General features: G+C 75.0%; 15 protein-coding genes. 2 read left to right on the top strand and 13 right to left on the bottom strand.

Features of this window, described 5'->3' with window-relative positions; translation table 11 throughout:
* Positions 1–53 precede the first annotated feature (53 nt).
* A complete protein-coding gene (locus tag NPS70_RS07800; RefSeq protein ID WP_256523322.1) occupies positions 54–1,421 on the bottom strand; it encodes an FAD-binding oxidoreductase in 1,368 nt (455 codons plus the stop codon).
* A gap of 108 nt (positions 1,422–1,529) precedes the next feature.
* Between NPS70_RS07800 and NPS70_RS07805 the strand changes: the two genes are divergently transcribed.
* Positions 1,530–2,984, top strand: a complete 1,455-nt coding sequence (locus tag NPS70_RS07805) for a lipopolysaccharide assembly protein LapB (RefSeq protein WP_256523323.1) — start codon at positions 1,530–1,532, stop codon at positions 2,982–2,984.
* Positions 2,985–3,092: 108 nt separating this feature from the next.
* On the opposite strand, the gene hppD is transcribed toward NPS70_RS07805, so the two are convergent.
* The gene (gene hppD, locus NPS70_RS07810) at positions 3,093–4,238 is read right to left on the bottom strand and encodes a 4-hydroxyphenylpyruvate dioxygenase (protein ID WP_256523324.1); all 1,146 of its coding nucleotides are present in this window, start codon (positions 4,236–4,238) and stop codon (positions 3,093–3,095) included.
* A gap of 121 nt (positions 4,239–4,359) precedes the next feature.
* On the opposite strand from hppD, the gene NPS70_RS07815 reads away from it, so the two are divergent.
* A complete protein-coding gene (locus tag NPS70_RS07815) occupies positions 4,360–4,827 on the top strand; it encodes an Lrp/AsnC family transcriptional regulator (protein WP_256523325.1) in 468 nt (155 codons plus the stop codon).
* Between the two features lie 58 nt (positions 4,828–4,885).
* Here NPS70_RS07815 and NPS70_RS07820 read toward each other — a convergent pair whose 3' ends face one another.
* The 11 genes from NPS70_RS07820 to NPS70_RS07870 form a co-directional block, all read right to left on the bottom strand.
* Positions 4,886–5,680 (bottom strand): S16 family serine protease, encoded by a 795-nt coding sequence (locus tag NPS70_RS07820; protein ID WP_256523326.1) that lies wholly within the window; start codon positions 5,678–5,680, stop codon positions 4,886–4,888.
* 160 nt (positions 5,681–5,840) lie between these two features.
* Positions 5,841–6,482, bottom strand: coding sequence for an IclR family transcriptional regulator (locus NPS70_RS07825; RefSeq protein ID WP_256523327.1), 642 nt, complete (start codon positions 6,480–6,482; stop codon positions 5,841–5,843).
* Between the two features lie 582 nt (positions 6,483–7,064).
* A complete protein-coding gene (locus NPS70_RS07830) occupies positions 7,065–8,849 on the bottom strand; it encodes a DEAD/DEAH box helicase (RefSeq protein ID WP_256523328.1) in 1,785 nt (594 codons plus the stop codon).
* A gap of 251 nt (positions 8,850–9,100) precedes the next feature.
* The gene (locus tag NPS70_RS07835; RefSeq protein ID WP_256523329.1) at positions 9,101–10,639 is read right to left on the bottom strand and encodes an MFS transporter; all 1,539 of its coding nucleotides are present in this window, start codon (positions 10,637–10,639) and stop codon (positions 9,101–9,103) included.
* A 282-nt stretch (positions 10,640–10,921) separates the two neighbouring features.
* A complete protein-coding gene (mycP, locus tag NPS70_RS07840) occupies positions 10,922–12,328 on the bottom strand; it encodes a type VII secretion-associated serine protease mycosin (protein WP_256523330.1) in 1,407 nt (468 codons plus the stop codon).
* A gap of 27 nt (positions 12,329–12,355) precedes the next feature.
* Entirely contained in the window at positions 12,356–13,861 is a 1,506-nt protein-coding gene (locus NPS70_RS07845; RefSeq protein WP_256523331.1) for a hypothetical protein, read from the bottom strand.
* Positions 13,862–13,892: 31 nt separating this feature from the next.
* Entirely contained in the window at positions 13,893–14,405 is a 513-nt protein-coding gene (locus tag NPS70_RS07850; RefSeq protein ID WP_256523332.1) for a hypothetical protein, read from the bottom strand.
* A 482-nt stretch (positions 14,406–14,887) separates the two neighbouring features.
* Entirely contained in the window at positions 14,888–17,212 is a 2,325-nt protein-coding gene (locus NPS70_RS07855) for a xanthine dehydrogenase family protein molybdopterin-binding subunit (protein WP_256523333.1), read from the bottom strand.
* A complete protein-coding gene (locus tag NPS70_RS07860; protein ID WP_256523334.1) occupies positions 17,209–19,497 on the bottom strand; it encodes a 2Fe-2S iron-sulfur cluster-binding protein in 2,289 nt (762 codons plus the stop codon). Before NPS70_RS07860 ends, NPS70_RS07855 begins: the two co-directional genes overlap by 4 nt.
* Positions 19,494–20,390: an FAD binding domain-containing protein gene (locus NPS70_RS07865; protein ID WP_256523335.1), complete on the bottom strand. Its 897-nt coding sequence runs from the start codon at positions 20,388–20,390 to the stop codon at positions 19,494–19,496. Before NPS70_RS07865 ends, NPS70_RS07860 begins: the two co-directional genes overlap by 4 nt.
* Positions 20,391–20,668: 278 nt before the next feature.
* Complete coding sequence (locus tag NPS70_RS07870; RefSeq protein ID WP_256523336.1) at positions 20,669–22,312, bottom strand: beta-N-acetylhexosaminidase; 1,644 nt, start codon at positions 22,310–22,312, stop codon at positions 20,669–20,671.
* Between the last annotated feature and the right edge of the window lie 32 nt (positions 22,313–22,344).

Here is a 22,344-nt window from a genome sequence, read left to right on the forward strand (position 1 = left end):
GGGGCCCGGCAGGGCGGTGCCGGGCCCCGGGTGCCGGCAGGGCGGGCGGCGGCTCAGAAGAGCTTGCCGGGGTTGAGGATGCCGAGCGGGTCGAAGGTCTCCCGGATGCCCCGCTGGAGTTCCAGGGCCACCGGGCCGAGTTCGGTCGCGAGCCACTCCTTCTTCAGCACCCCGACGCCGTGCTCTCCGGTGATCGTGCCGCCGAGTTCCAGGCCCAGCGCCATGATCTCGTCGAAGGAGGCGCGGGCCCGGCGGGACGCGTCGGCGTCCCGGTGGTCGAAGCAGACGACGGGGTGGGTGTTGCCGTCCCCGGCATGGGCGCACACGCCGATGGTGAGCCCGTGCCGCTCGGCGATCGCGGCCGTTCCGTCGATCATGTCGCCGAGCCGGGAGCGGGGCACGCAGACGTCGTCGATCATGGTGGCCGGTGTGAGGGCCTCCAGGGCGGGCAGGGACATCCGGCGTGCCTGCAGGAGCAGTTCGGACTCGGCGGGCGTGTCGGCGGGCACCACCTCGGTCGCGCCCGCCGCCTCGCAGAGTGCGGCGACGGCTGCGAGGTCGGCGGCCGGGTCGGGGGTGTCGAAGGCGCACAGCAGCAGCGCCTGGGTGCTCTCGGGGAGTCCCATGCTGCCCAGCCGGTTGACGGCGCGGAGGGTGGTGCGGTCCATGATCTCCAGGAGGGAGGGGGTGTGCCCCTGCTCCATGACCGCGCACACCGCCGTGCAGGCGGAGGCGGCCGAGGGGAACTCGGCGGCCAGCACCAGGGGGGCGGGCGGCTTCGGCCTCAGGGCGAGGACGGCCTCGACGATGACGCCGAGGCTCCCCTCGGAGCCGACGAACAGGCGGGTGAGGTCGTAGCCGGCGACCCCCTTGGCGGTGCGGCGGCCGGTCCTCAGCAGGCGCCCGTCGGCGAGGACGACCGTCAGGCCGAGCACGTACTCGGCGGTGACGCCGTACTTCACGCAGCACAGCCCGCCCGAGGCGGTGCCGATGTTGCCCCCGATGGTGCAGGTCTCCCAACTGGAGGGGTCCGGCGGGTAGGTGAGGCCGTACTCCTGCGCCGCCCGGGAGAGGTCCGCGTTGACGACGCCCGGTTCGACGACGGCGATCCGGTCGACCGGGTCGATCTCCAGGATGCGGTTCATCGCCGTCAGGGAGAGCACGATGCATCCGTCGCTGGCGTTGGCCGCGCCGGAGAGGCCGGTGCGGGCGCCCTGCGGCACGACGGGGACCCGCAGGGCGGTCGCGGTGCGCATGACGTGGCGGACCTGGTCCACGGTCCGTGGCAGCACCACGGCGGCCGGTGTCCCGGCCTCGCAGAAGCCCGCCATGTCCCGGTCGTAGGAGCGGGCCACGTCGGGGTCCGAGATGAGGGCCTCGTCGGGCAGGCCGCTGCGGAGGCGCTCCAGGAGTTCGTCCATGATCCCAGCCTGGCACCGGGGGCCATCGGTGTGAACCCGTCCGCGTTCGACCGGGTGGCTTCCGAGTGTGCTCGGGGCACCGGCCGGGCGCTGGCGCACAGTGAGCGCATGAAGAGCGAGACCCTCAGGAACACCGCCGTCGGCGTACTGGGCGGGGCGGCCGCGCTCACCCTGGTGGTGCTGTTCGTCCCCGGCTGGGGGGACGGGGACGGCGGGAGCCCGCGGGAGGCCGCCGGGCGGGCCCTGTCCGCCGCGGCGGCCGGTGCGCCGGCGGCCGCGGACGACCTGGCGGCGCTGGTCGCCGACCGCGAGCGGCGGGTGCGCGAGAGTCCCGGCGACGACCGGGCGTGGGCGCAGCTGGGCGCCGCCTACGTGGAGCGCGGGGTCGGGAACGGAGAGACGGCCCTGTTCCCGAAGGCGGAGCGGGCGCTGCGCCGTTCGCTGGCGCTGCGCGCCCCGGACCGGGGGAACACGGCGGCGCTGGTGGGCCTGGGTGCGCTCGCCAACGCGCGGAACGACTTCGGTGCGGCACGGGAGTTCGGGGAGCGGGCCCGTGCGCTGCGGCCCGGCTGGTGGGCGGTGTACCCGGTGCTGGTGGACGCCTACGGGGGCCTGGGGGATCCGGAGGCGGCGGGCCGGGCGGTGGACGCCCTGCGCGGGCTCGCCTCTGGGCCTCAGGTGGAGGGCAGGCACGCCCAGGCGTTCCGGGACCGGGGCCTGCGGGAGGACGCCGCCGTGCTGGCGTACGACGCCCGGGAGCACGCCTCGACCCGGGCCGAGCGGGCGGCGGCCCACCACCGGCAGGGTGAACTGGCCTGGGAGCGCGGGGAGTACGCGGAGGCCGTCGCCCACTACGAGGCGGCGCTGGAGGCCGACCCGGGAGCCCACCGCTCGCTCGGGGGCCGGGCCCGGTCGCTGGTGGCGCTGGGCCGCACCGAGGAGGCCCGGCAGGACTACGCACGGGTGCTGGAGCGTCGGCCGCTGCCCGGGTACGCGCTGGAGTGGGGCGAGCTGGAGGAGTCCCTCGGCGAACGCGACCGGGCCCGGTCGCTGTTCGGCCGGATGCGGGAGCTGGTGGCGCGGGGCCGCCGGGACGGGGTGGACGGGGACGTGGTGCTCGCGCGCTACGAGGCCGACCACGGGGCGCCCGAGGCGGCCGTCCACCGGCTGCGGGACCAGTGGCGGCGCGGGCACCGCAGTGCGGAGGTCGCCGACGCGCTGGGCTGGGCGCTGTACCGGGCGGGCAGCCCCGAGGAGGCGGTGCCCTTCGCCTCGCGGGCGGCGGGGCAGGGGGCGGGCGGGGCGCTGTTCTCGTACCACCGGGGGGTGATCGCCCTGGAACTGGGCGAGCGCGGGGAGGCCCGCCGTCATCTGGTGGAGGCGTTGCGCACGGGCCCCGAGTTCTCCCCGCTGCGGGCGCCGCGGGCCCGGGCGGCGCTGTCGGCGGTGGCCGAGCCGGAGCCGGGCGGGCCGAGGGACCTGTACGGGGACGGGCCGGATCCGATCGACGAGCCGGAGCCCTCCGACGGGGACGGCCGCGAGGAGGAGGCCGGGGAGCGGTAGCCGGCCCCGGCCGGGCGGTGCCCGGTCCCGCGGACCGGTGGGGTCCGCGGGACCGCGGGAGGCGGCGGGCCGGGTGCTCCCCGGCCCCGACCGGTCGCGCAGGACCGGTCAGAGGTTGCCGCGCTTGGCCTGCTCGCGCTCGATGGCCTCGAAGAGGGCCTTGAAGTTGCCCTTGCCGAAGCCCATGGAGCCGTGGCGCTCGATCATCTCGAAGAACACGGTCGGGCGGTCCTGGACCGGCTTGGTGAAGATCTGCAGCAGGTAGCCGTCCTCGTCGCGGTCGACCAGGATCTTCAGCTCGCGCAGCGTCTCGACCGGCACCCGGGTCTCGCCGGCCCACTCGCCGAGGGTGTCGTAGTACGAGTCCGGGGTGTCGAGGAACTGCACGCCCGCCGCGCGCATCGAGCGGACGGTGGCGACGATGTCGTTGGTGGCGAGGGCGATGTGCTGCACACCGGCGCCGCCGTAGAACTCCAGGTACTCGTCGATCTGCGACTTCTTCTTCGCGATCGCCGGCTCGTTGATCGGGAACTTCACCTTCAGGGTGCCGTCGGCGACGACCTTCGACATGAGGGCGGAGTACTCGGTGGCGATGTCGTCGCCGACGAACTCCTTCATGTTGGTGAAGCCCATGACCTTGTTGTAGAACGCCACCCACTCGTTCATCCGGCCGAGCTCGACGTTGCCCACGCAGTGGTCGATCGCCTGGAAGGTGCGCTTGGCCGGCGGCTCGACCATGGGGTCGGCGGCCACGTAGCCGGGCAGGTAGGGGCCCTGGTAGCCCTTGCGCTCGACCAGCGTGTGGCGGGTCTTGCCGTAGGTGGCGATCGCGGCGAGGACGACGACGCCGTGCTCGTCCGCGACCTCGTGCGGCTCGGTGATGCCGGTGGCGCCCTGCTCGACGGCGTAGGCGTAGGCCGCGCGGGCGTCCGGCACCTCGATCGCGAGGTCCACGACACCGTCGCCGTGGGCGGCGACGTGCTCGGCGAGGAAGCGCCCCCGGTCGGTGGACGCCTTGATCACCGAGGTGAGGACGAAGCGGGCCGAGCCGTTGGTGAGCACGTAGCTCGCGGTCTCACGGCTGCCGTTCTCCGGTCCGGAGTACGCCACGAGCTTCATGCCGAAGGCCGTCGAGTAGTAGTGCGCCGCCTGCTTGGCGTTGCCCACGGCGAAGACGACCGCGTCCATGCCCTTCACCGGGAAGGGGTCGGCCTCACGCGCGGTGTCCGGGGTGTGATGCGTGGTCTCAGTCATGGCAGCAGGCTCCCCCTGCTCCGCAAGGTGCGCAATAGTTCTCGTGGATGCTGGGCAATCTGCACAGCGATTCGCGAGTGGGACCGGTCTTTGTGTACAGGATGACCATCGAGGAGAGGCCATGGCGATCGATCATCTGGACGGGCGGCTCATCGTGCTGCTGGCACGCGAACCGCGGATAGGGGTCCTGGAGGCGTCGCGGCGCCTCGGCGTGGCCCGCGGCACGGTCCAGGCGCGGATGGACCGGCTCCAGTCGGGCGGGGTCATCCGCGGCTTCGGCCCGGACGTGGACCCGGCGGCGCTGGGCTACCCGGTGACCGCGTTCGCGACGCTGGAGATCAAGCAGGGACAGGGGGCGGAGGTGCGCAACCACCTGGCCTCCGTCCCCGAGGTGCTGGAGCTGCACACCACGACGGGTCACGGCGACATGCTCTGCCGGCTGGTCGCCCGCTCCAACGCGGACCTCCAGCGGGTGATCGACCGGGTCGTCGGCTACGAGGGGATCGTGCGCGCCTCGACGGCGATCGTGATGGAGAACCCGGTGCCGCTGCGGATCATCCCGCTGGTGGAGCAGGCCGCGGGAAGCTGACCGGCGGGCCCGCCCCGCGGGGCCTCAGCAGGAGGGGGGCCTCAGCAGGAGCGGGGCATCAGCAGGAGGGGACGTCCCCGCCGCTTTCCAGGGCACGGAGGGAGTCGACGGCCCCGTCGAGGGTGGTGACCGGGATCAGGCGCAGGCCCGAGGGGAGTTCGGCCCGCGCCTCGCCGCACTCCGCCCGCGGCACCAGGAAGACGGTGGCCCCGTCCCGCCGGGCCGCCTGGGTCTTCAGGGAGACGCCGCCGACCGGGCCCACGGTGCCGTCCTCGGCGATGGTGCCCGTGCCGGCGACGGTCCGTCCGCCGGTCAGGTCACCGCCCTCGCCGTCGCCGTCGAGCTTGTCGACGATGCCGAGGGAGAACAGCAGGCCCGCGCTCGGTCCGCCGACGTCGGCGAGGTGCAGGGTCACCTCGATGTCCTCGGGGTCCTCGCCGAGGTAGGCCAGGGCGGCGGCGGTGGCGTCGTCCTGCGAGTCCTCCATCGCCCGCGTGTTGCGGCGCTCGACCTCCTCGACGGACTTCCCCGCCGGGTAGACGGCGTCGCGGGGCAGCACGGCCCGGTCCGTCCGGAACCACGCGTCCACCACGTCGCCGAGCCCGACCTCGGCCGACGGGCCCGTGGCCACGATCGTGGTCATGCGCAGTTCCCCGCCGGTGGGGCGGGTGGGCGCGCCGGTGATGGTGATGATCTGGCGCCCCTGGTCCTCCCCCAGCACGTTCGCGGTCATGCCCGGCTGCGCCACGACGAACGGCAGGGGTGCGAACCCGGCGACGGCGATCAGCCCGGCGACGGGCAGGGCGCAGAGGGCGGCGACGCGGGCGCGGCTGTGCGCGAGGCTGGAGAACACCCCGACAATCTATCCGGGCGCACCCGGACATCCACCACGGCCGTCGCGCGGGGCCGGGTGCCCCGGACCGGGCGGCACGGCGGCGGCGGGGCGCCCGCCCCCGGGCCCGTGCACCCCGGTGCGCGGGCCCGGGGGCCCGCGCGCCGCCGCGGGGCGTCCGTCAGCGCAGGGCGTCCGCGACCTCGCGTGCCGCGTCCAGGACCCGGGGCCCGACGCGCTCGGGCACGGCGTCGGCGAGCATCACGACGCCCACGCTGCCCTCGATGCCGCTCACCCCGACCAGCGCGGCGGCGGCCCCGCAGGCGCCCGCCTCCAGCTCGCCGGCCGTGAGGGTGTAGCCCGGTTCGGCGTGCGCGGTCTGGCGGGCGGCGAGTATCGCCTTGCCCGCCGCGCCGCGGTCCAGGGGGTGCCGGAACCCGGCACGGTAGGCGACGTGGTAGTCGGTCCAGGTGGGCTCGACGACGGCGACGGCCAGAGCCTCGGCCCCGTCGACGAGGGTCAGATGGGCCGTGGCCCCTATGTCCTCCGCGAGCGAGCGCAGGGCGGGCATCGCCGCCTCGCGCACCAGCGGGTGGACCTGCCGCCCGAGGCGCAGCACGCCGAGCCCGACGCGGGCCCGGCCGCCCAGGTCCCGGCGGACCAGGGCGTGCTGCTCCAGGGTGGCGAGCAGGCGGTAGACGACCGTGCGGTTGACCCCGAGCCGGTTGGACAGCTCGGTCACGGTCAGCCCGTGGTCGGTATCGGCGAGCAGCTTGAGGACACGCAGTCCCCGGTCGAGCGTCTGAGAGGTTTCCGCGGTCACGACGCCCCCTCCTTCGGAGTGAGTGACGGCGGTCCCCCCACGGGATCGGCGGCACCGGTCCCTTCGGCGACGCACCCAGAGGCCGCCGGCAGGCCATGGCACACCGACTGCGCTCCGCGGCGGCGCTGCCACGGGGCGTGTGTTTGCCGGGACAGTAGCGAGCGGCACCGCTCAGCGGAAGACCTCGTCCAGAATCCGGGCGATCTTCTTCCCGAGCTGCGGCGTTGGTCCCGCTTCGTGCGCCCGCCCGGGCCCGCGTTCGTGCGCCCGCCCGGGCCCGCGTTCGTGCGCCCGCCCGGGCCCGCGCGAGAGCGCGCGAAGGGGCGCGCCGGGGAGCGCCGGGGAGCGCGGGACGGGCGGTGCGCGCCCTCGCCGTCGACGGATCCGTGAGCCGGGAGCCGGCGAGAGGGCGAACCGGTCCGAACCGGACGGGCGGGACGGGCGGGACGTGGCGGGCGGCGCCCCGGCGACCACGGTGCGCTCCCGGGGCGCCGGACCGGGCCTGGGGCGCCGGACCGGGCCTGGTCGGCCCGGCTCAGGGGCGTGCGGCCGGAAGGGGCGTGCGGGCGGGGCGGAGGCGCGTCAGCGCATCCGCGTGGCCCACTCCTGCACCTTCTTGATCCGCTCGCGGATCTGCCCCGCAGTCGCCTCCGCGCTCGGCGGGCCGCCGCACACCCGGCGCAGCTCGGTGTGGATCACCCCGTGCGGCTTCCCGCTCTGGTGGACGTACGCGCCGACCATGGTGTTGAGCTGCTTGCGCAGTTCGAGCAGTTCCTTGTGGGAGACCACCGGCCGGCGTTCGGCGGGCAGCTCCAGCAGGTCGGCCTCGTCGTCGGGCTTCCTGCGGCTGTGGGCGATCTGCCGCGCCTGCCGCTTCTGGAGGAGCAGTTGCACCTGGTCCGGCTCCAGCAGTCCGGGGATGCCGAGGTAGTCCTGCTCCTCCTCGCTGCCGGGGTGGGCCTGCATCCCGAACTCGGCACCGTCGTACAGCACCCGGTCGAAGACGGCGTCCGACTCCAGTGCCTCGAAGGGCAGCATGTCCTGCTCGCCGGTGTCCTCGTCCTGCTGCTTCTCGGCCTCGGCCATCTCCTTCTCGGACTCCGCGTACGGGTCCTCCTCGCCGTCCTTCTTCGGCTTGTCCAGCGCGTGGTCGCGCTCGACCTCCATTTCGCCTGCGAAGCCGAGCAGGTCCGGAATGGTCGGGAGGAACACGGACGCCGTCTCGCCGCGGCGGCGGGAGCGCACGAAGCGGCCGACGGCCTGGGCGAAGAACAGCGGGGTCGAGATGGTCGTGGCGTAGACGCCGACGGCGAGCCGCGGCACGTCGACGCCCTCGGACACCATGCGGACGGCGACCATCCAGCGGTCCTCGCTGCCGCTGAAGTCCTCGATCCGCTGGGAGGCCGCGGCCTCGTCCGAGAGGACGAGAGTGGCCTTGGTCCCCGTGATCTCCCGGATGAGCTTGGCGTAGGCGCGGGCCGAGTCCTGGTCGGAGGCGATGACGAGGCCGCCTGCGTCCGGGATGCCCTTGCGGACCTCGGTGAGCCGCTGGTCCGCGGCGCGCAGCACGTTGGGCATCCACTCGCCGCGAGGGTCGAGCGCCGTCCGCCACGCCTGGGAGACCGCGTCCTTGGTCATGGGCTCGCCCAGCCGGGCGGCCACCTCGTCGCCCGCCTTGGTGCGCCAGCGCATGTTGCCGCTGTAGCTGAGGAAGATCACCGGGCGGACGACGCCGTCGCCCAGGGCGTTTCCGTAGCCGTAGGTGTAGTCGGCGGAGGAGCGGCGGATCCCGTCGGTGCCCTCCTCGTAGGTGACGAAGGGGATCGGGTTGGTGTCCGAGCGGAAGGGCGTGCCCGTGAGCGCCAGGCGGCGGGCCGCCGGCTCGAAGGCCTCCAGGCACGCCTCGCCCCAGGACTTGGAGTCGCCCGCGTGGTGGATCTCGTCGAGGATCACCAGCGTCTTGCGCTGCTCGCAGCGGTTGCGGTGCAGCATCGGGCGGACGCCGACGCCCGCGTACGTCACCGCGACGCCCTGGTACTCCTTGCTCAGCGGCCCCGCGCTGTACTCCGGGTCCAGCTTGATGCCTATCCGCGCCGCGGCGGCCGCCCACTGCTTCTTCAGGTGCTCGGTGGGGGCGACGACGGTGATCTGCTGCACCACGTGGTGGTGCAGCAGCCAGGAGGCGAGGGTGAGGGCGAAGGTGGTCTTGCCGGCGCCCGGGGTGGCCACCGCGAGGAAGTCCCGCGGCTGGTCCTGGACGTACCTGTCCATGGCGCCCTGCTGCCAGGCGCGCAGCTTGCTGGCGGTGCCCCAGGGGGCCCGGCCGGGGAAGGCGGGTGAGAGGTGGTGGGAGGCGGTAGTAGTCACGGTCTCCGGTTCAGTTGCTCTCGGCGTACTGGGGCACGGCCGCCGCCCCGGCCGGCGCGGCTCGGGGCCGGGCCGCCGCGTACGGCAACCGGGCCACCCTACCGGGGGCCGGAGCGGGTGACCGGCTGACGGCGGCCCGCGCCGGCCACTGGGACGGGAGTCACATCCGGCGGACGGGACAGGGCCGTTCGGGGGCCCGGCGAGGCGTCCGGAGCGCAGGGGCCGGGTCCCCGGCGCCCCGTCGCGACGCGTCACACCCGGCCGGGCTCCGCCACCCGCAGCCGGGTCGCCACCCACGCGCCCAGCAGCGCCACGCCCGCCATCGGCAGGAACACCGCGGCGAACGCCGAGGGCTGGGACCCCGCCGCACCGGACGCCACCGCACCGTGGGCGGCCCCCGCGGCGCCCCCGCCGAGCGCGGCGAAGGCGGCGCCTCCCGCGGCGAGAAGCAGGACGTTGGAGAGGGCGTCGGATATCTGCAGCGCGGCCGAGTTCGTGCCCGCCTCCTCCGGCGCGGACAGCTTGAGCAGCAGCACGCTGGTCGACCCGATGACCAGTCCCATGCCGAAGCAGCCGAACCCCCAGGCCACCGCCACGATCCACACCGGGACCGCCTGCACCAGCACCGTCGGCGCGGTGGCGATCGCCGCGGCGACCAGCAGCATGCCGAGGACGGCGAGACGCTCCCGGTGCGGCTCGGCGGGCGGCCGGGACTGCACGAAGGACCCCAGGGCCCAGGTCGCCCCGCCCACCGCGAGCGACAGGCCCGCCAGGGTCGGCGAGAGCCCCCGCTGGGTGACCAGCATCAGCGGGACGAAGGACTCCGCCGCGATGAAGGACCCCGCGGCGATCCCCCGCAGCAGCACCACGGAGGGCAGCCCCCGGACCGCCCGGTAGGTGCCTCGGGGCAGGACCCCCAGCACCGAGGGCACCAGCAGGGCCGCACCCGCGGCGGCGGGCAGGACGGAGAGCCAGCGCAGCTCCTGACCGGCGTACTGGAGCAGCCCCGCGCCGAGGGAGATCCCGAGGGCGAGGCGGATGCGACGCCGGTCGAAGGAGGGGACGGGAGCCCCGGGGTCGGCGGGCCCGGCGGCACGGCGGCGGATCGCGGGGAGCGCCAGGGCGAGCGGCACGGCGACGAGCGCGGGGATGCCGAGGAAGACCCACCGCCAGCCGAGCTGCTCCGCGACCGTGCCGGCCGCGAGCGGGCCGACGACGGAGGGGATCACCCAGCTCGCCGCGAAGGCCGCCATGATCGCGGGCTGGAGGTGGGAGGGGTAGGCGCGGCTGACGACCACGTACAGGGCGACGATGACGAGACCGCCGCCCAGTCCCTGCACCGCGCGCCCGATGACGAAGACCCACATCACCGACGCCGTCCCGGAGAGCGCCAGGCCCGCGGCCCAGGCGGTCATACCGCAGGCGAGCGCCCCGAGCGGCCCCCGGCGGTCCGCCCACTGACCCGAGACGACCATGCCGAAGAGGCTGGTCGTGAAGTAGGCGGAGAAGGCGAAGGCGTAGAGCGGGATGCCGTGCAGCTCGCGGGCGGCGACCGGCATCGCCGTGCCGACGGCGGTCGCCTCGAAGGCGATCAGGAAGACGACGGAGACGATGCCGACGCTCAGCGCCCGGTAGTCGGCGCCGAGCACCCCGGTGGCCTTCTCCCGGACCGGTTCCCCGGCAGGGCCTGGGGAGGGGGAGGGCAGGTGCGACGGCTCGGCGAGCGGCTCCGTGAGGGCGGTGGATATCTGCGTCGGGGCGTCGCGGTCGCGCGGTTCGGCGGCGGTCATGCCCCTCAGAGTAAGGGGCGCATCAGGTAAAGGCCCCTGTCGCTGGTCGCGCTCCGACCGGGCCCTTGGTCGTAGGTCCGCCCTCTGGGCGGGCACGCCCGCGGCGAAGGACGCCGAAGGCGACCCGGCGGGCGCCGGGAGGCGTCCGCCTGCCGGAGGACTCCGGCGCGGCAGCCCCGATCCGGCCTCGCGCCGGAAGCCCCGGACGTCCTGCCCGTCCCGAGCCGGGGAACGCTCCCGGGAATGACGCTGCCCGCACCGTTCGGGTGCGGGCAGCGGTGCTCAGCGGCCGGGGTCCCGGCTCGGCGGAGGCGGGTCGGACGGCGGGCCGAAGCGTCCGGCGGGAGGCTGAAGGTAGCCCTGGGGAGCCTGCCCGTGCGACGGGGGCGCCTGGGACGGAGGTGCCGCCTGCGGCGGGTAGGCCGGTGCGCCCACCGGCTGGGGCCCCGGCGCAGCGCGGCGCCGGCGCACCACGACCGCGGCCACCGCACCCGCCAGGACCACAGCGGCACCGACGCCCAGAGCGATCCACGGACCGCTCCCCCCGTCCTCGTCCTGCGGATCCGCGGCCGCCTGGCCGGGACCGCTCTCGTCTCCCCCGGCCGCCGGGTCCGGAGCAGCGGACGGCTCGGGGTCCGGCTCCGCAGACGCCTCGGCCTCCGCCAGGTCCGGAAGCGGATACACATCGGCCGGACCCGGATCACCCGGCGTCTTCAACGCGATCCGCGGCCGCACGACCCCGTAACCGCCCCGGTCGGTCCGCTCCATGCCGTTCTTGGCCTTGCCCGCGGTGTTGATCATGACGCGCAGGACCTGGTTGTTCGTCCACTCCGGGTACTTCGACCAGATCAGCGCGGCGGAGGCGGACGCGAGGGCGGTGGCGTCGCTGGTGCCGTGGCTCCGACACAGCTCCGTGCCGCCCGGGCACGCAGACACAATCTTTTCGCCAGGCGCCGCAAGATCCACTTGTGGCCCACTCTGCGACTCAGCCGTAACAGTGCCGTTCTCATCGACGGCAGACACCCCGACCACACCGGGCGTTCCCGCCGGATACTTGAGAGTGTTGTGAGTATCGCCGTCATTTCCCACGCCAGCGAAGATCAGAGCACCCTTCCCCAAGGCGTACTTGACAGAATCTGCTACTTCCTCAGACGGCTCTGCCACGGCCTGCGAAATGTTGATCACCTTAGCTCCGGAGTCAACCGCGTAGCGGATTCCCTTGCCGAGGGATCCGTTCCAGAACTTTGGGTTCCATGCCAGCTTCGTGCCCTCATCCAGCAGAGGAAGCCTGATTGGGAGGATCTTGGAATCTGGAGCAAGTCCGAATGAACCTTGCCCTCCTGACTTGGCTCCGGTTCCAGCAATCATGACGGCCATCTTCGTGCCATGGCCGTCATAGTCGTGGGTCTCGTCTCCCGGTGCTTCCTTCGACAAATCAAGCCCGGGCAGCACCTGCCCCTTGAGGTCAGGCAGCGTGTCGTCAACACCCCCGTCAATGACGGCTACGGTGACACCCTTGCCCGTGCTGACCTTCCACATCTCGTCCGCGTCCATAGCGTCGAGATGCCACTGCATCTCCCGCACCGTCTCGGCCTGCGCCGGGGTGGCGGCGATGCCCACCAGCAGCAACCCCAGCGCCGCCGAGACGGCACGCCAGCGCCTGACCGATCGGTTGCTGCCGATGAGCATCGTTCATTTCCCTCTGTGGACGGTGTCTTAGTCGATGACCGGAGGCACGACGCGACGGTTGTCGCTCAGCCACGTCTCCTCGTCCTCGGTCAGGTAGTCGGGACGCTTCCGCTTGTCCTGCTCCTCGGTGCGCTCGTTCTTCCGCCCCCGAGGCGGTACCGCTCCCGCTCCGGCACTCGGGCGGGCGTTGCCGGTCGAGGAGGTGCGGGACGGACCGGTGCCCGTAGCGCCGGCGGTCCGCCCGACGGCGGCTCCCGGCTGAGACGGGCGACCGCCCATGACCCCGCCGGTCTCGCCCGCCAAGCGGCGGCCGCCGGAGCCTGTGGCGGCGGGTGAGGCGGCTGCGCGTCCGCCCGCCCCTGCGGCGCCCTGCCCGAGGGGGGCACGGCCCATCGCCTGCTGCTCGCCCCCGACGACCAGGCCGCGCGGGATGCTCCCGGCAGCCCGCCCCGGGGCAGGGGGCATGGGGCGCCCGCCCACGATGCCCGGCGTCCCACCCGTCGGCCGACCGGTGCCGCCGTAGAGCTGACCGGTGCCCGGGAGGCTTCGGCCCGAAGCCGATGCGCGTCCCTGCGCCGGACCCCCGACGGGCCCGGCGGTCAGTGGAGGAGCCCCTCCCAGCAGGGGCGGGAAACCCTCGCTCCGGACAGGGGACGGGCCGGGCGCCGGTGCAGGACCCGGCCCCGCGGTCGTCGGGGGCGGAAGCGTCCCGACGCTGTCGAGACGGGTGGAGACGGACGGCGCCTCCACCAGGCGCTCGGCGGGAGAACCGGATCTCGGTGCGGTTGAAGTGCCGGACGCTGCACCAGCAGACCCTAGCTCCGTCTCCCCGACGGAGGCCGAGGCAGATCGAAGAGCAGAAGAACCAGATGGCGCCTGGGCCACACCGAATCGCTCCTCGCCATCTACGCGTGCAGTCTCCGGAGGCACGAACTCCCCCGGAGGCGGCGGGAACTCCGGCAGCGGCATCGACTGGATGCGCTGACCGGAGTGGGTGTACGTCTGGCCCAGCTTGCGCAGTTGGTCCGCCGCTTCGAGGCGGCGGTGCTCCTGGGCGGTCTGCGCCCCCGTGAGCATCTTCAGAGCGTCGACCTCGGCGTTGCCCGACCCCGGGTCCTTCCTGGCGGCGTGCAGCAGCTCGCGGGCGCTCGCCTCGCGCGCCTCGGCCGCACCGTCGCGCGGCGGCACCGCGGCCTTGGCGTGCGCGAGGGCCGTGGCGACCTCCTCGAAGACCTGGGCGGCGTTCTGCGTGTAGCCGCCCAGCTCCAGGGTGGCCATGACGGCCTTGTGGCCCCAGTCCCGGAAGGACTCGCCACCCTCGCCCTGCCACACGACGCGCGTCATGTGGGCCTTCATTCCCTCGCCCACCCGGGTGATGACGCTGGACGCCTTGGACAGCCGCTGGGCGAGCTGGGCCGCGGACTCGGAGTTCGCTCCCTTGATCATCGCCAGCAGCGCGTCGTGCGTCTGCGCCTCGAAGTCCGTGGTCCGGGGCCCGGGGATCGACCCGGGGTCCTTCACACCGTCAGTCATGGACGGTCACCATCCTGCTGTCCCCCAGTCTTCAGAAGCTGTGTTGATTGTCGCCCCCGGCCGTCCCGCCGCCGGGCGCCTGCGGCCCGCCGTCGGCGGCCGGGCGGGCGCCGTCCTGCGAGCCCTCCGGCCTCAGCTCCTGCGCCAGCTGGAGCATCCGATCGCGGACCCCCTGGTCGATGTTCTCGTAACCGACCTGCGAGGCCGAGACGGCGATGCTGAGGCCGTCGACCTGGAGGGCGAGGATCTTGGAGAGCTTCTCCACCTGGTCGTGGACGCTGGCGTAGACGCTGTAGAGATAGGCGCTCTCACCGAAGGCGGTGCTGCCGAGCTGGCCCGGCTCGATGCGGCCGGCCCCGACCTTCTCGGGCGCCGCCTCGGAGCCCTCCAGCTCGACGAGCAGCTTGTCGATCTCCCGTTTGAAGGTGGTCATCGACTCCAGCTCGGTGACCAGTTTGACCGCCGAGAGAGCGGGGCCCACGAGGGGCACCACCCCCAGCACCTCCGGTATGACCGGTCGTCCCGTCCCGTCGTCCAGAGCCATCCATGCCTCCCCGTTCACAGCGCTCTACGCCGCCACTCTACCGAGTGGTCATGACAGCAGGCACCCCCGAATTGCAGGTGCAACGCGGGTCACACCCATCGGAGTTGGCCCCTGCCGCCGCCTTTCGCCCGCGTTTCCCGCACCGTCACGCGGCGCGGTGCGCGGCGGGCGCCGCCCTCGGTGCGGGCGACGGGGACGCCGTGGCGCCGCATCGGGGGCACCACCGTCCGGCCGCCCGCGCGGACGGGCCTCACGGCAGGCTACGCCTCCGGCCCATCCAACCGGGAGGCGGGGGCGGGGAAATGGGCGTGCGGGCGCCTCAAGCGCGGCCCGGAGGGCGGCTCCTGGGCGGGCCCGGCCCGTACCGGAACCGCCCGGCGGCGTTGCGCTCAGGAACGGCAACCCGCCCGGGCGCCGGGTGTGTGCCGGACGGTCGTCCGCGCGGGGCTCGGGGCGGGCGGCGTGTCGCCGCCCGCCGCGCGTCAGCCCCGGGCGGTGGCCGCGGCCACCGCCGCCTGCGGGCGGATCGGAAGGCGGTTGACCGGGCGGCCGGTCGCCGCGCGGACGGCCGCCGCGACGGCCGCCGGGGAGGTCACGACGGGCACGGCGCTCACGGGCTTGGCGCCGAACGGCGCCACCACGTCGCGTTCCTCGACCAGCTTCACGATGCGGATGTCCGGTGCGTCGAGGCAGGTGGGGAGGGCATAGCCGGTGAGGTCGGGGTGGCGGACCAGTCCGCGGGAGGTGCGGAGGTTCTCGGTGAGGGCCGCGCCGATGCCCTGGGTGACGCCCGCCTCGATGCGTGTGGCCAGCTGGGCGGGGTTGAGCACCCGTCCGACGTCCTGGGCCACGGCCATCTCCACGACCCGCACGGAGCCGAGTTCGATGTCGACGTCCACGACGGCGCGGATCGCGCAGAACGCCAGGCCCACGAAGGCGTCGCCCTGGCCGGAGGCGTCAAGGGGCTCGGTGGGGTGGGGGCGGCACTGCGCGGTCGCCCACAGCTCCTTGCCCGCCATGGCCTCCATGACCGTCGTCGAGAGCACGCCGTCGTAGGAGGTGATCCTTCCGTCGGCGATCTGGAGCAGCTCCGTGGACATGCCGAACTGGTGGGCCAGTGGCTGGAGGAGCTGCGTGCGCACCATCTTGGCCGCGCGCTCGACCGCGCCGCCGGAGACCCAGGTGTGGCGGCCGTGCGCGGCCGGACCGGCCGGGGGCTGGTCGGTGTCGACGGCGGCGACCCGCACGTCCTCGACACCGAGGACGTCCTGGACGATCTGGCGGGCGAGGGTGGAGAAGCCGGAGCCGGTGTCGACCGCGGCACAGATGACCGTGGCCACGCCGTCCTGCACCCGGACGGTGGCGGTGGAGACCTCGTCGGTGCCTTCGGCGCCGAGCATGTGGACCATGCCGAGGGCGTAGCCGACGCCCCGTCGCACCGCCCCCGGCTCTCCCGCGCCCTCGGGGCCGCCGGGGAGGAGCCAGTCCTCCTCGGGGGTGTCCTTGGGGAGCGAGGGCAGCGGGAAGTCGCGTACGGCCTCCAGCAGTTCGGCGACCGGGGCCGGGCAGGTGACGGTCTGCCCGGTGGGCAGGATGTCCCCGGTGGCGAGGACGTTGCGCAGGCGCAGTTCGGCAGGGTCGACGCCGAGTCTGGCGGCGAGCTTGTCCATCTGCGCCTCGTAGGCGGCGCAGACCTGCATGGCACCCTCGCCGCGCATGTGCCCGGAGGGCGGGTTGTTGGTGCGCACCGCCCAGCCCTCGATGAAGGCGTGCGGCACGACGTAGGGGCCGCAGGCGAAGGCGACGGCGGCGGCGAGCGATTCGGCGGAGGAGTCGGCGTAGGCCCCGGCGTCGAGGAGGAGCTGGGCCTCGACCTTCACCAGGTGGCCCTCCGCGTCGGCGTGGTGCCGGTAGCGCAGCAGGGTCGGGTGGCGGTGGGCGTGGCCGAGGAAGGACTCCTCGCGGGTCGCGGCGAGTTTGACCGGGCAGCCGGTGCGGAGCGCGAGCAGCCCGAGGGGGAGCTGGAAGCCGGGGTCCTCGCGGTCGCCGGTGGCGCCGGGGACCCCGGTGACCACCACCTTCACGCGGTCCTGCTCCAGACCGAAGCAGGCGGCGGCGAGGGAGCGGTCGGCGTGCGGGTCGGTGGAGGCCAGGTAGAGCTCCACACCGCCGTCGGGGCGGGGCACGGCGAGCCCGGCCTCGGCACCGACGGGTGCGGGGTCCTGGCGTCCGATGCGGTACAGGCCCTCGACGACGATCTCGCCGACGGCGTCCGGGTCGCCGTAGCGCAGCGGGATGTGGCGCACGAGGTTGCCGTCGGGGTGGAGGGGCTCCGCCTCGAAGGCGCGCTCCGGGTCGGTGACGGGTTCGAGGAGCTCGTACTCGACGGTGATGGCCGCGGCGGCGAGCCGGGCGGTGTCCGGGTGGTCGGCGGCCACGGCGGCGATGGCCTCGCCGTGGTGGCGGACGGTGTCGGCGGCGAAGACCGGGCGGTCGGCGATACGGCGGCCGTAGGCGGAGTCCCCGGGGACGTCCTCGTGGGTGATCACGGCCCGGACGCCGGGCATCTCCCGGGCGGCGGAGGTGTCGACCGAGAGGATGCGCGCATGGGCGTGCGGAGAGCGGAGCAGGGCCGCCCAGAGCAGGCCCTCGGCCCACAGGTCGGAGGCGTAGGGGAAGGTGCCCTCCGTCTTGGCGCGGGTGTCGGCGGCCGGGAGGGAGACCCCCAGGCCGCGGGTGGGTGCCTCGTCGGCCGGGGGGGCGCCCTCGGGCCGGAGCGGCGAGGTGGTGGCCGCGTCGTTGCTCACGCCATGCCTCCGTCGTGCGGGTGCGGCTGGGCACTCCCCTCGCCGGGGGGTGCCTGGTGCGGTACGCGGGCCCCGTCCGGTGCGGAGTCGGCCCGCTGGTCGGCGGTGTCGCCGTCGGGGGCCTCGGCGGCGGCCGCCCGGTCGGCGACGACCTCGCGGACGGCGGAGAGCACGCCCTGGTAGCCGGTGCAGCGGCAGAGGTTGCCGCTGAGGGCCCGTCGGGTCTCCAGTTCGCTGGGGGCGTGGTTGCCCTCCAGGAGGTCGTGGACGGTCATCGCCATTCCGGGGATGCAGAAGCCGCACTGGACGGCACCGCACCGCGCGAGGGCGCGCTGGACGTCCGAGGGCTCGCCGTGGGTGGCCAGGCCCTCGACCGTGCGGATCTCGGATCCGGCCGTGGTCGCGGCGGGGACCAGGCAGGAGGCCACCAGGCGGCCGTCCACCTGCACGTTGCAGGCGCCGCACTCCCCCTGGGAGCAGCCGTCCTTCGCGCCGGCGAGGCCGAGGCGCTCGCGGAGCACGTAGAGCAGGGACTCGCCGATCCAGGCGTCGGTGACGGGGCGGTCGGCGCCGTTCACGGTGAGGACGTACGAGGCGGCCGGGTGCTCGTCGCCCGCGCCGGGCAGCGGCGGGGCGTCCGCCGGGTCGAGGACGGGCAGCGGCTCCGGCGCGGGTGCCGTGTGCGGGGCCTGCCCCGGGGCGTCGTGCGGCGCGGGGGCGGCCTCGGTGCGCGGCGGGGGCACGGGGGCGCCGGGCGCCTCCTCCGCGGCGGTCGGGGCGTCCGCCGGCGCCTCGGACGGGACCTGTGCGCCGGGCTCCGGGGCGGGAGGCTCTGCGGGGAGGGCCGGGGGGTCTGCGGGCGGGGCGGCGGGGCCTTCGTCCGGGAGGCGGTCCGCCGGGGCGGGCACCGGTTCCGGGGGGCCGCTCTCCGGGGCGCCGGAGAGGTCGTCCGGTGCTTCCGGGACGGGATGCGCGTCCCCGGAGGGGGCCCCGGGCCGGTCGGCACCGGTGGGCGCGGAGGCGTCCCCGGGCGCGGCGGTGCCCTCGGCCGCCGGGTGTTCGGGTCCGTGCTCTTCGACCGGCTCGGGTCCGGGCTCGGGCTCGGGCGCTCCGTCCGGGAAGGGCTGCGCGGGGTCCCCGGGTGCCGCCTCGGCGGCCTCCGGGAGCGGATCGGGGTCGGGCTCGGGCTGCTGTGCCCAGGGGGCGGGGGCGCCTCCGGGGAGCGTGGTCCAGGCCGGGGCGGCGGCGGGCGCGGTGCCGGGGACCGCGTTCCGGGGGTACTCGCCGGACTCCTCGGGCAGGTCGCCGTCCGCTATGGGGACGGACCACTGTCCGGTCATCTCGTGGGCGGCGGCCGGGTCCCGGGGAGCGGACTCCTCGGGGAAGGTCCACTGACCGGTCGCCTGCGGGTCCGCCGGGTCCCGGGGAGCACGCGGGTCGGGGAAGGTCCACTGACCGGTCGCCTGCGGGTCGGCCGGGTCCCGGGGAGCGGACTCCTCGGGGAAGGTCCACTGACCGGTCGCCTGCGGGTCCGCCGGGTCCCGGGGAGCACGCGGGTCGGGCCCGGCGTGCAGCGGATCCTGCCCCCGGGCTGCTTCCCTCGTGGCGGCGGGCTCCTCCGCCGGGCCGTGGCGGCCGGGCGCGCCGGAGTGCCCCGTCTGCCAGTCGACGGGCGCTCCGTCCCCGTCGGCCGGGGACGCGAGGGGCTTCAGGGGCGTGATCATCGGCGGGGTGTAGCCGTGCCCGGGCGCCTCCAGCGGCGCCGCGTCCTGGGGCCCCTCGGGCGGGAGTTGGAGGAAGGTGGTCGACTCGCCGTCGTAGTCGGGGCCCGTGGTCGGCTGCCAGCTGCCGTACTCGTGGACGAAGCTCTGCCCGTGGCCCTGGGTGGCGTAGGGGTCGGCCGCCTGCGGCCGGTACGGGTCGGCCGCCTGGGCGCCGTAGGGGTCGGGTTCCCTGGTGCCGTAGGCGCCGTGCTCCTGGGCGTACGGGTCGCGGCTCTCGGCGCCCTGCGGGTAGCCCTGCCCTCGGCCGTACTCCCGCGGGTAGTCCCGGCCGTACCCGCCCGGGTACTCCCGGCCGTAGTCCTGCCCCTGGGCGTCGCCGTGGCCGCCGCCGTAGGTGTGCCCCTCGGAGGCGTCGCGGAGGTAGCCGTCGTCCTCCCGCATGCGCTCGCGGGTGCCGGGGCGGCCGTCCTGGTCGCCGGGCTCCGCGTGGTGCCGCTCCGCGGCCTCCGGCCGGTCGCCTGTCCCCGGGTGCCCTGTGTGCCGGTGGTCCTCGTCGCTCATGACAGCGCCCTCCCCAGTGCCCGTCGGGCCAGCGCGGCGACGGTGCGCCGCAGGTGCAGTACGGCCGGCGGCAGGGCCTCCGGCTCCTCGCCCGGCGCGGCGGGCACCGGGTCGGGGATGCAGGCGGCGGCGACGTACTCGCCGAAGGCCGCGAGTGCCTCGTCGGCGAGGCCGCGCTCACCGTCCCAGTCGATCAGCGAGGCGATCCAGCGCTCGGCCTCCAGCGGCCGCAGCGGCATGGGGGCGATCGCCCCGACCGCGCAGCGCACGCCGCGCCGCGCGGGGTCGAGCACGACGGCCACGGAGGCGGTGGCGCGACCGGGCCCGGTGCGCCCGGTGGCCTTGAGGAAGACCTGCGGGGCGTGCAGCAGCGGGACGCGGACGAAGCCGATCAGCTCGGCCGGGCCCAGCAGCTCGCGGCCGGCGAGCAGATGGGAGACGGGGATCTCGCGGCGGGCGCCGCCGGGTCCCGCGACCACCAGGTCCGCTTCCAGTGCGGCGAGGACGGGCAGGCAGTCCCCCGTGGGCGCGGCGGAGGCGATGTTGCCGCCGAGGGTGCCGGCATTGCGGATCTGGGGTGGCCCGGCCGCCCGGGCGGAGGCCGCGAGGGCGGGGATCAGCGCGGCGAAGTCGGGGCGGCCCATCCGCGCGTGGGTGAGTCCGGCGCCGAGGAGTGCGTGGCCGTCCTGGTAGCGCCAGCCGCGGATCTCGCTGATGCGGCCGAGGCCCACGAGGCCGGCGGGGCGCAGACGGCCCCGGTTGACCGACGTCATCAGGTCGGTCCCTCCGGCGACGGGCACGGCGGCGGGCATGGCGGTGAGAGCCGCCACGGCCTCGTCGAGCGAGTCCGGCAGCGTCACCGACTGTGCGGTCCGCGGTGCGTGCGTGGTCACCCAGCTGCCCCTTCCCGGTGTCCAGGCCATCCCGCCTGTGTGGCCGTACCGTACGTGCTCACAGGCCGGACGTGGCAACTCTGGCACATGTTCCGGGCCGTGCGCCGAGAGGGTCCGCGAAGGGTGCAAACACACCATAAGTCCGATGAGCATGCTTCGGTCCGGTCAGCAGGCCGGAACGGGGCGGTGACCGGGCCCCGGCGGAGGGCCGCGACGGCCGCCCGGGCGGTGCGCGCGCCGGAGGGGGCGCGCACCGCCCGGGCGGCGGCCGGACATGGTCAGATCTCGGGCGGCGCACCCTCCACGGGGCGCCCCAGGATCCCCGGGCGGCGCTGCCAGGGGCGGGGCCCGCCGGGCGGGCGGTAGTCGACGCCCAGGGCGTCGAGGCGGGCGTAGTGGTCGGCCATGCGCCGCTCGAAGGCGGCGAAGTCCCTCTCGTGCGGGGCCGGGAGCGCCGACCAGGCCACCTCGGCGAAGGCGGCGAGGCGGGGGAAGACCTGGTAGTCCACCCGGGCCCGGTTCTGCATGACCTCGGTCCAGACGTTGGCCTGGGTGCCGATGACGTGGGCGGCGGCCTCGGGGGACAGGCTCGGCGGCACCGGCTCGAAGCGGTAGACGTCCTCCAGGGTGCGCACGTAGCCGATGGGCATCGGCTCCTCCCCCGCGGCCTGGCGGTGGTCCAGGTAGACGTGCTGCTCGGGGCACATCACCACGTCGTGTCCCGCCTCGGCGGCCGCGATGCCTCCCCCCGTGCCGCGCCAGGAGGAGACGGCCGCGCCCTCGGCGAGGCCGCCTTCGAGGATCTCGTCCCAGCCGATCAGCCGGCGCCCGCGCGCCGTCAGCCAGCGGTCGAAGTGGCGGATGAACCAGGACTGCAGGCCGTCCTCGTCGCCGAGTCCCAGCTCCTTGATGCGGGCCTGGGCCGCGGGTGAGGCCCGCCACTGGTCCTTGGGGCACTCGTCGCCGCCGATGTGCACGAACTCGGAGGGGAACAGGGCGAGGACCTCCTCCAGCACCTCCTCGTAGAAGCCGAGCACGGCATCGGAGGGGGCGAGCACGTTCGGGGTGACGCCCCAGGTGTCCCAGACCTCCACGGAGGCGGTGTCGACGACGTCGGAGTTGCCCAGTTCGGGGTAGGCCGCGATGGCGGCCTGGGAGTGGCCGGGCAGGTCGATCTCGGGCACGACGGTGATGTACCGGTCGGCGGCGTAGGCGACGATCTCGCGGATGTCGTCCTGCGTGTAGTAGCCGCCGTGCGGGGTGTCGTCCCACAGGGGCGAGGCGCGGTGCCCGTACTTGCTGCGGGCACGCCAGGACCCGACCTCGGTGAGCCGGGGGTGGCGCCGGATCTCGATCCGCCAGCCCTGGTCGTCGGTGAGGTGGAGGTGGAGGACGTTGAGCTTGTGGGCGGCCATCAGGTCGAGGTGGCGCAGGACGTCGTCCTTGGGCATGAAGTGGCGGCACACGTCGAGCAGCAGGCCGCGCCAGCCGAAGCGCGGGGCGTCCCGGACGGTCCCGCGGGCGATGCCCGGCACCGTGCCGGGGCGGATCCGGGAGCGGCGGAAGGCGTCGGGGCCGAGGAGCTGGCGCAGCGTCTGCGCGCCCCAGAACACTCCGGCGCCGCTGCCGCCGCGGATCTCGGCCCGCTGACCGGCCAGGACCGACAGCCGGTAGGCCTCCGGGGCGAGCGCGGGGTCGACGCGCAGGACGACGGTGTCGGGGGCGGCGGCGTCGGTGGACGGCGGCAGGGGCAGCCCCAGTGCGGGGCCCAGCACGGTGCGCAGCCACTGCGCAGTGGGCTCGGTGCCGGGCCCGGCGTACAGGGCCGTGTGCCGGTCGGGGGTGAAGGCCGGCCCCTCGCCCGTCTCGGCGTGGGCGGGGGCGGGCACGAGGCCGGGCGGGTGCGGTGCGTTCGCGGTCATGGAGACTCCTTCGTGGATGCCCCGGCCTGCGG

This window comes from Streptomyces sp. C10-9-1 (assembly GCF_024497955.1).
In the GTDB taxonomy this organism is placed as follows: domain Bacteria; phylum Actinomycetota; class Actinomycetes; order Streptomycetales; family Streptomycetaceae; genus Streptomyces; species Streptomyces sanyensis.

Bases quoted from the DNA above. Each gene is read 5' to 3' on its own strand.
- NPS70_RS07850 (WP_256523332.1), bottom strand. From the start codon at position 14,405: ATGGCTCTGGACGACGGGACGGGACGACCGGTCATACCGGAGGTGCTG.
- mycP (WP_256523330.1), bottom strand. From the start codon at position 12,328: ATGCTCATCGGCAGCAACCGATCGGTCAGGCGCTGGCGTGCCGTCTCG.
- NPS70_RS07805 (WP_256523323.1), top strand. From the start codon at position 1,530: ATGAAGAGCGAGACCCTCAGGAACACCGCCGTCGGCGTACTGGGCGGG.
- NPS70_RS07835 (WP_256523329.1), bottom strand. From the start codon at position 10,639: ATGACCGCCGCCGAACCGCGCGACCGCGACGCCCCGACGCAGATATCC.
- NPS70_RS07815 (WP_256523325.1), top strand. From the start codon at position 4,360: ATGGCGATCGATCATCTGGACGGGCGGCTCATCGTGCTGCTGGCACGC.
- hppD (WP_256523324.1), bottom strand. From the start codon at position 4,238: ATGACTGAGACCACGCATCACACCCCGGACACCGCGCGTGAGGCCGAC.
- NPS70_RS07845 (WP_256523331.1), bottom strand. From the start codon at position 13,861: ATGACTGACGGTGTGAAGGACCCCGGGTCGATCCCCGGGCCCCGGACC.
- NPS70_RS07860 (WP_256523334.1), bottom strand. From the start codon at position 19,497: ATGAGCGACGAGGACCACCGGCACACAGGGCACCCGGGGACAGGCGAC.
- NPS70_RS07870 (WP_256523336.1), bottom strand. From the start codon at position 22,312: ATGACCGCGAACGCACCGCACCCGCCCGGCCTCGTGCCCGCCCCCGCC.
- NPS70_RS07800 (WP_256523322.1), bottom strand. From the start codon at position 1,421: ATGGACGAACTCCTGGAGCGCCTCCGCAGCGGCCTGCCCGACGAGGCC.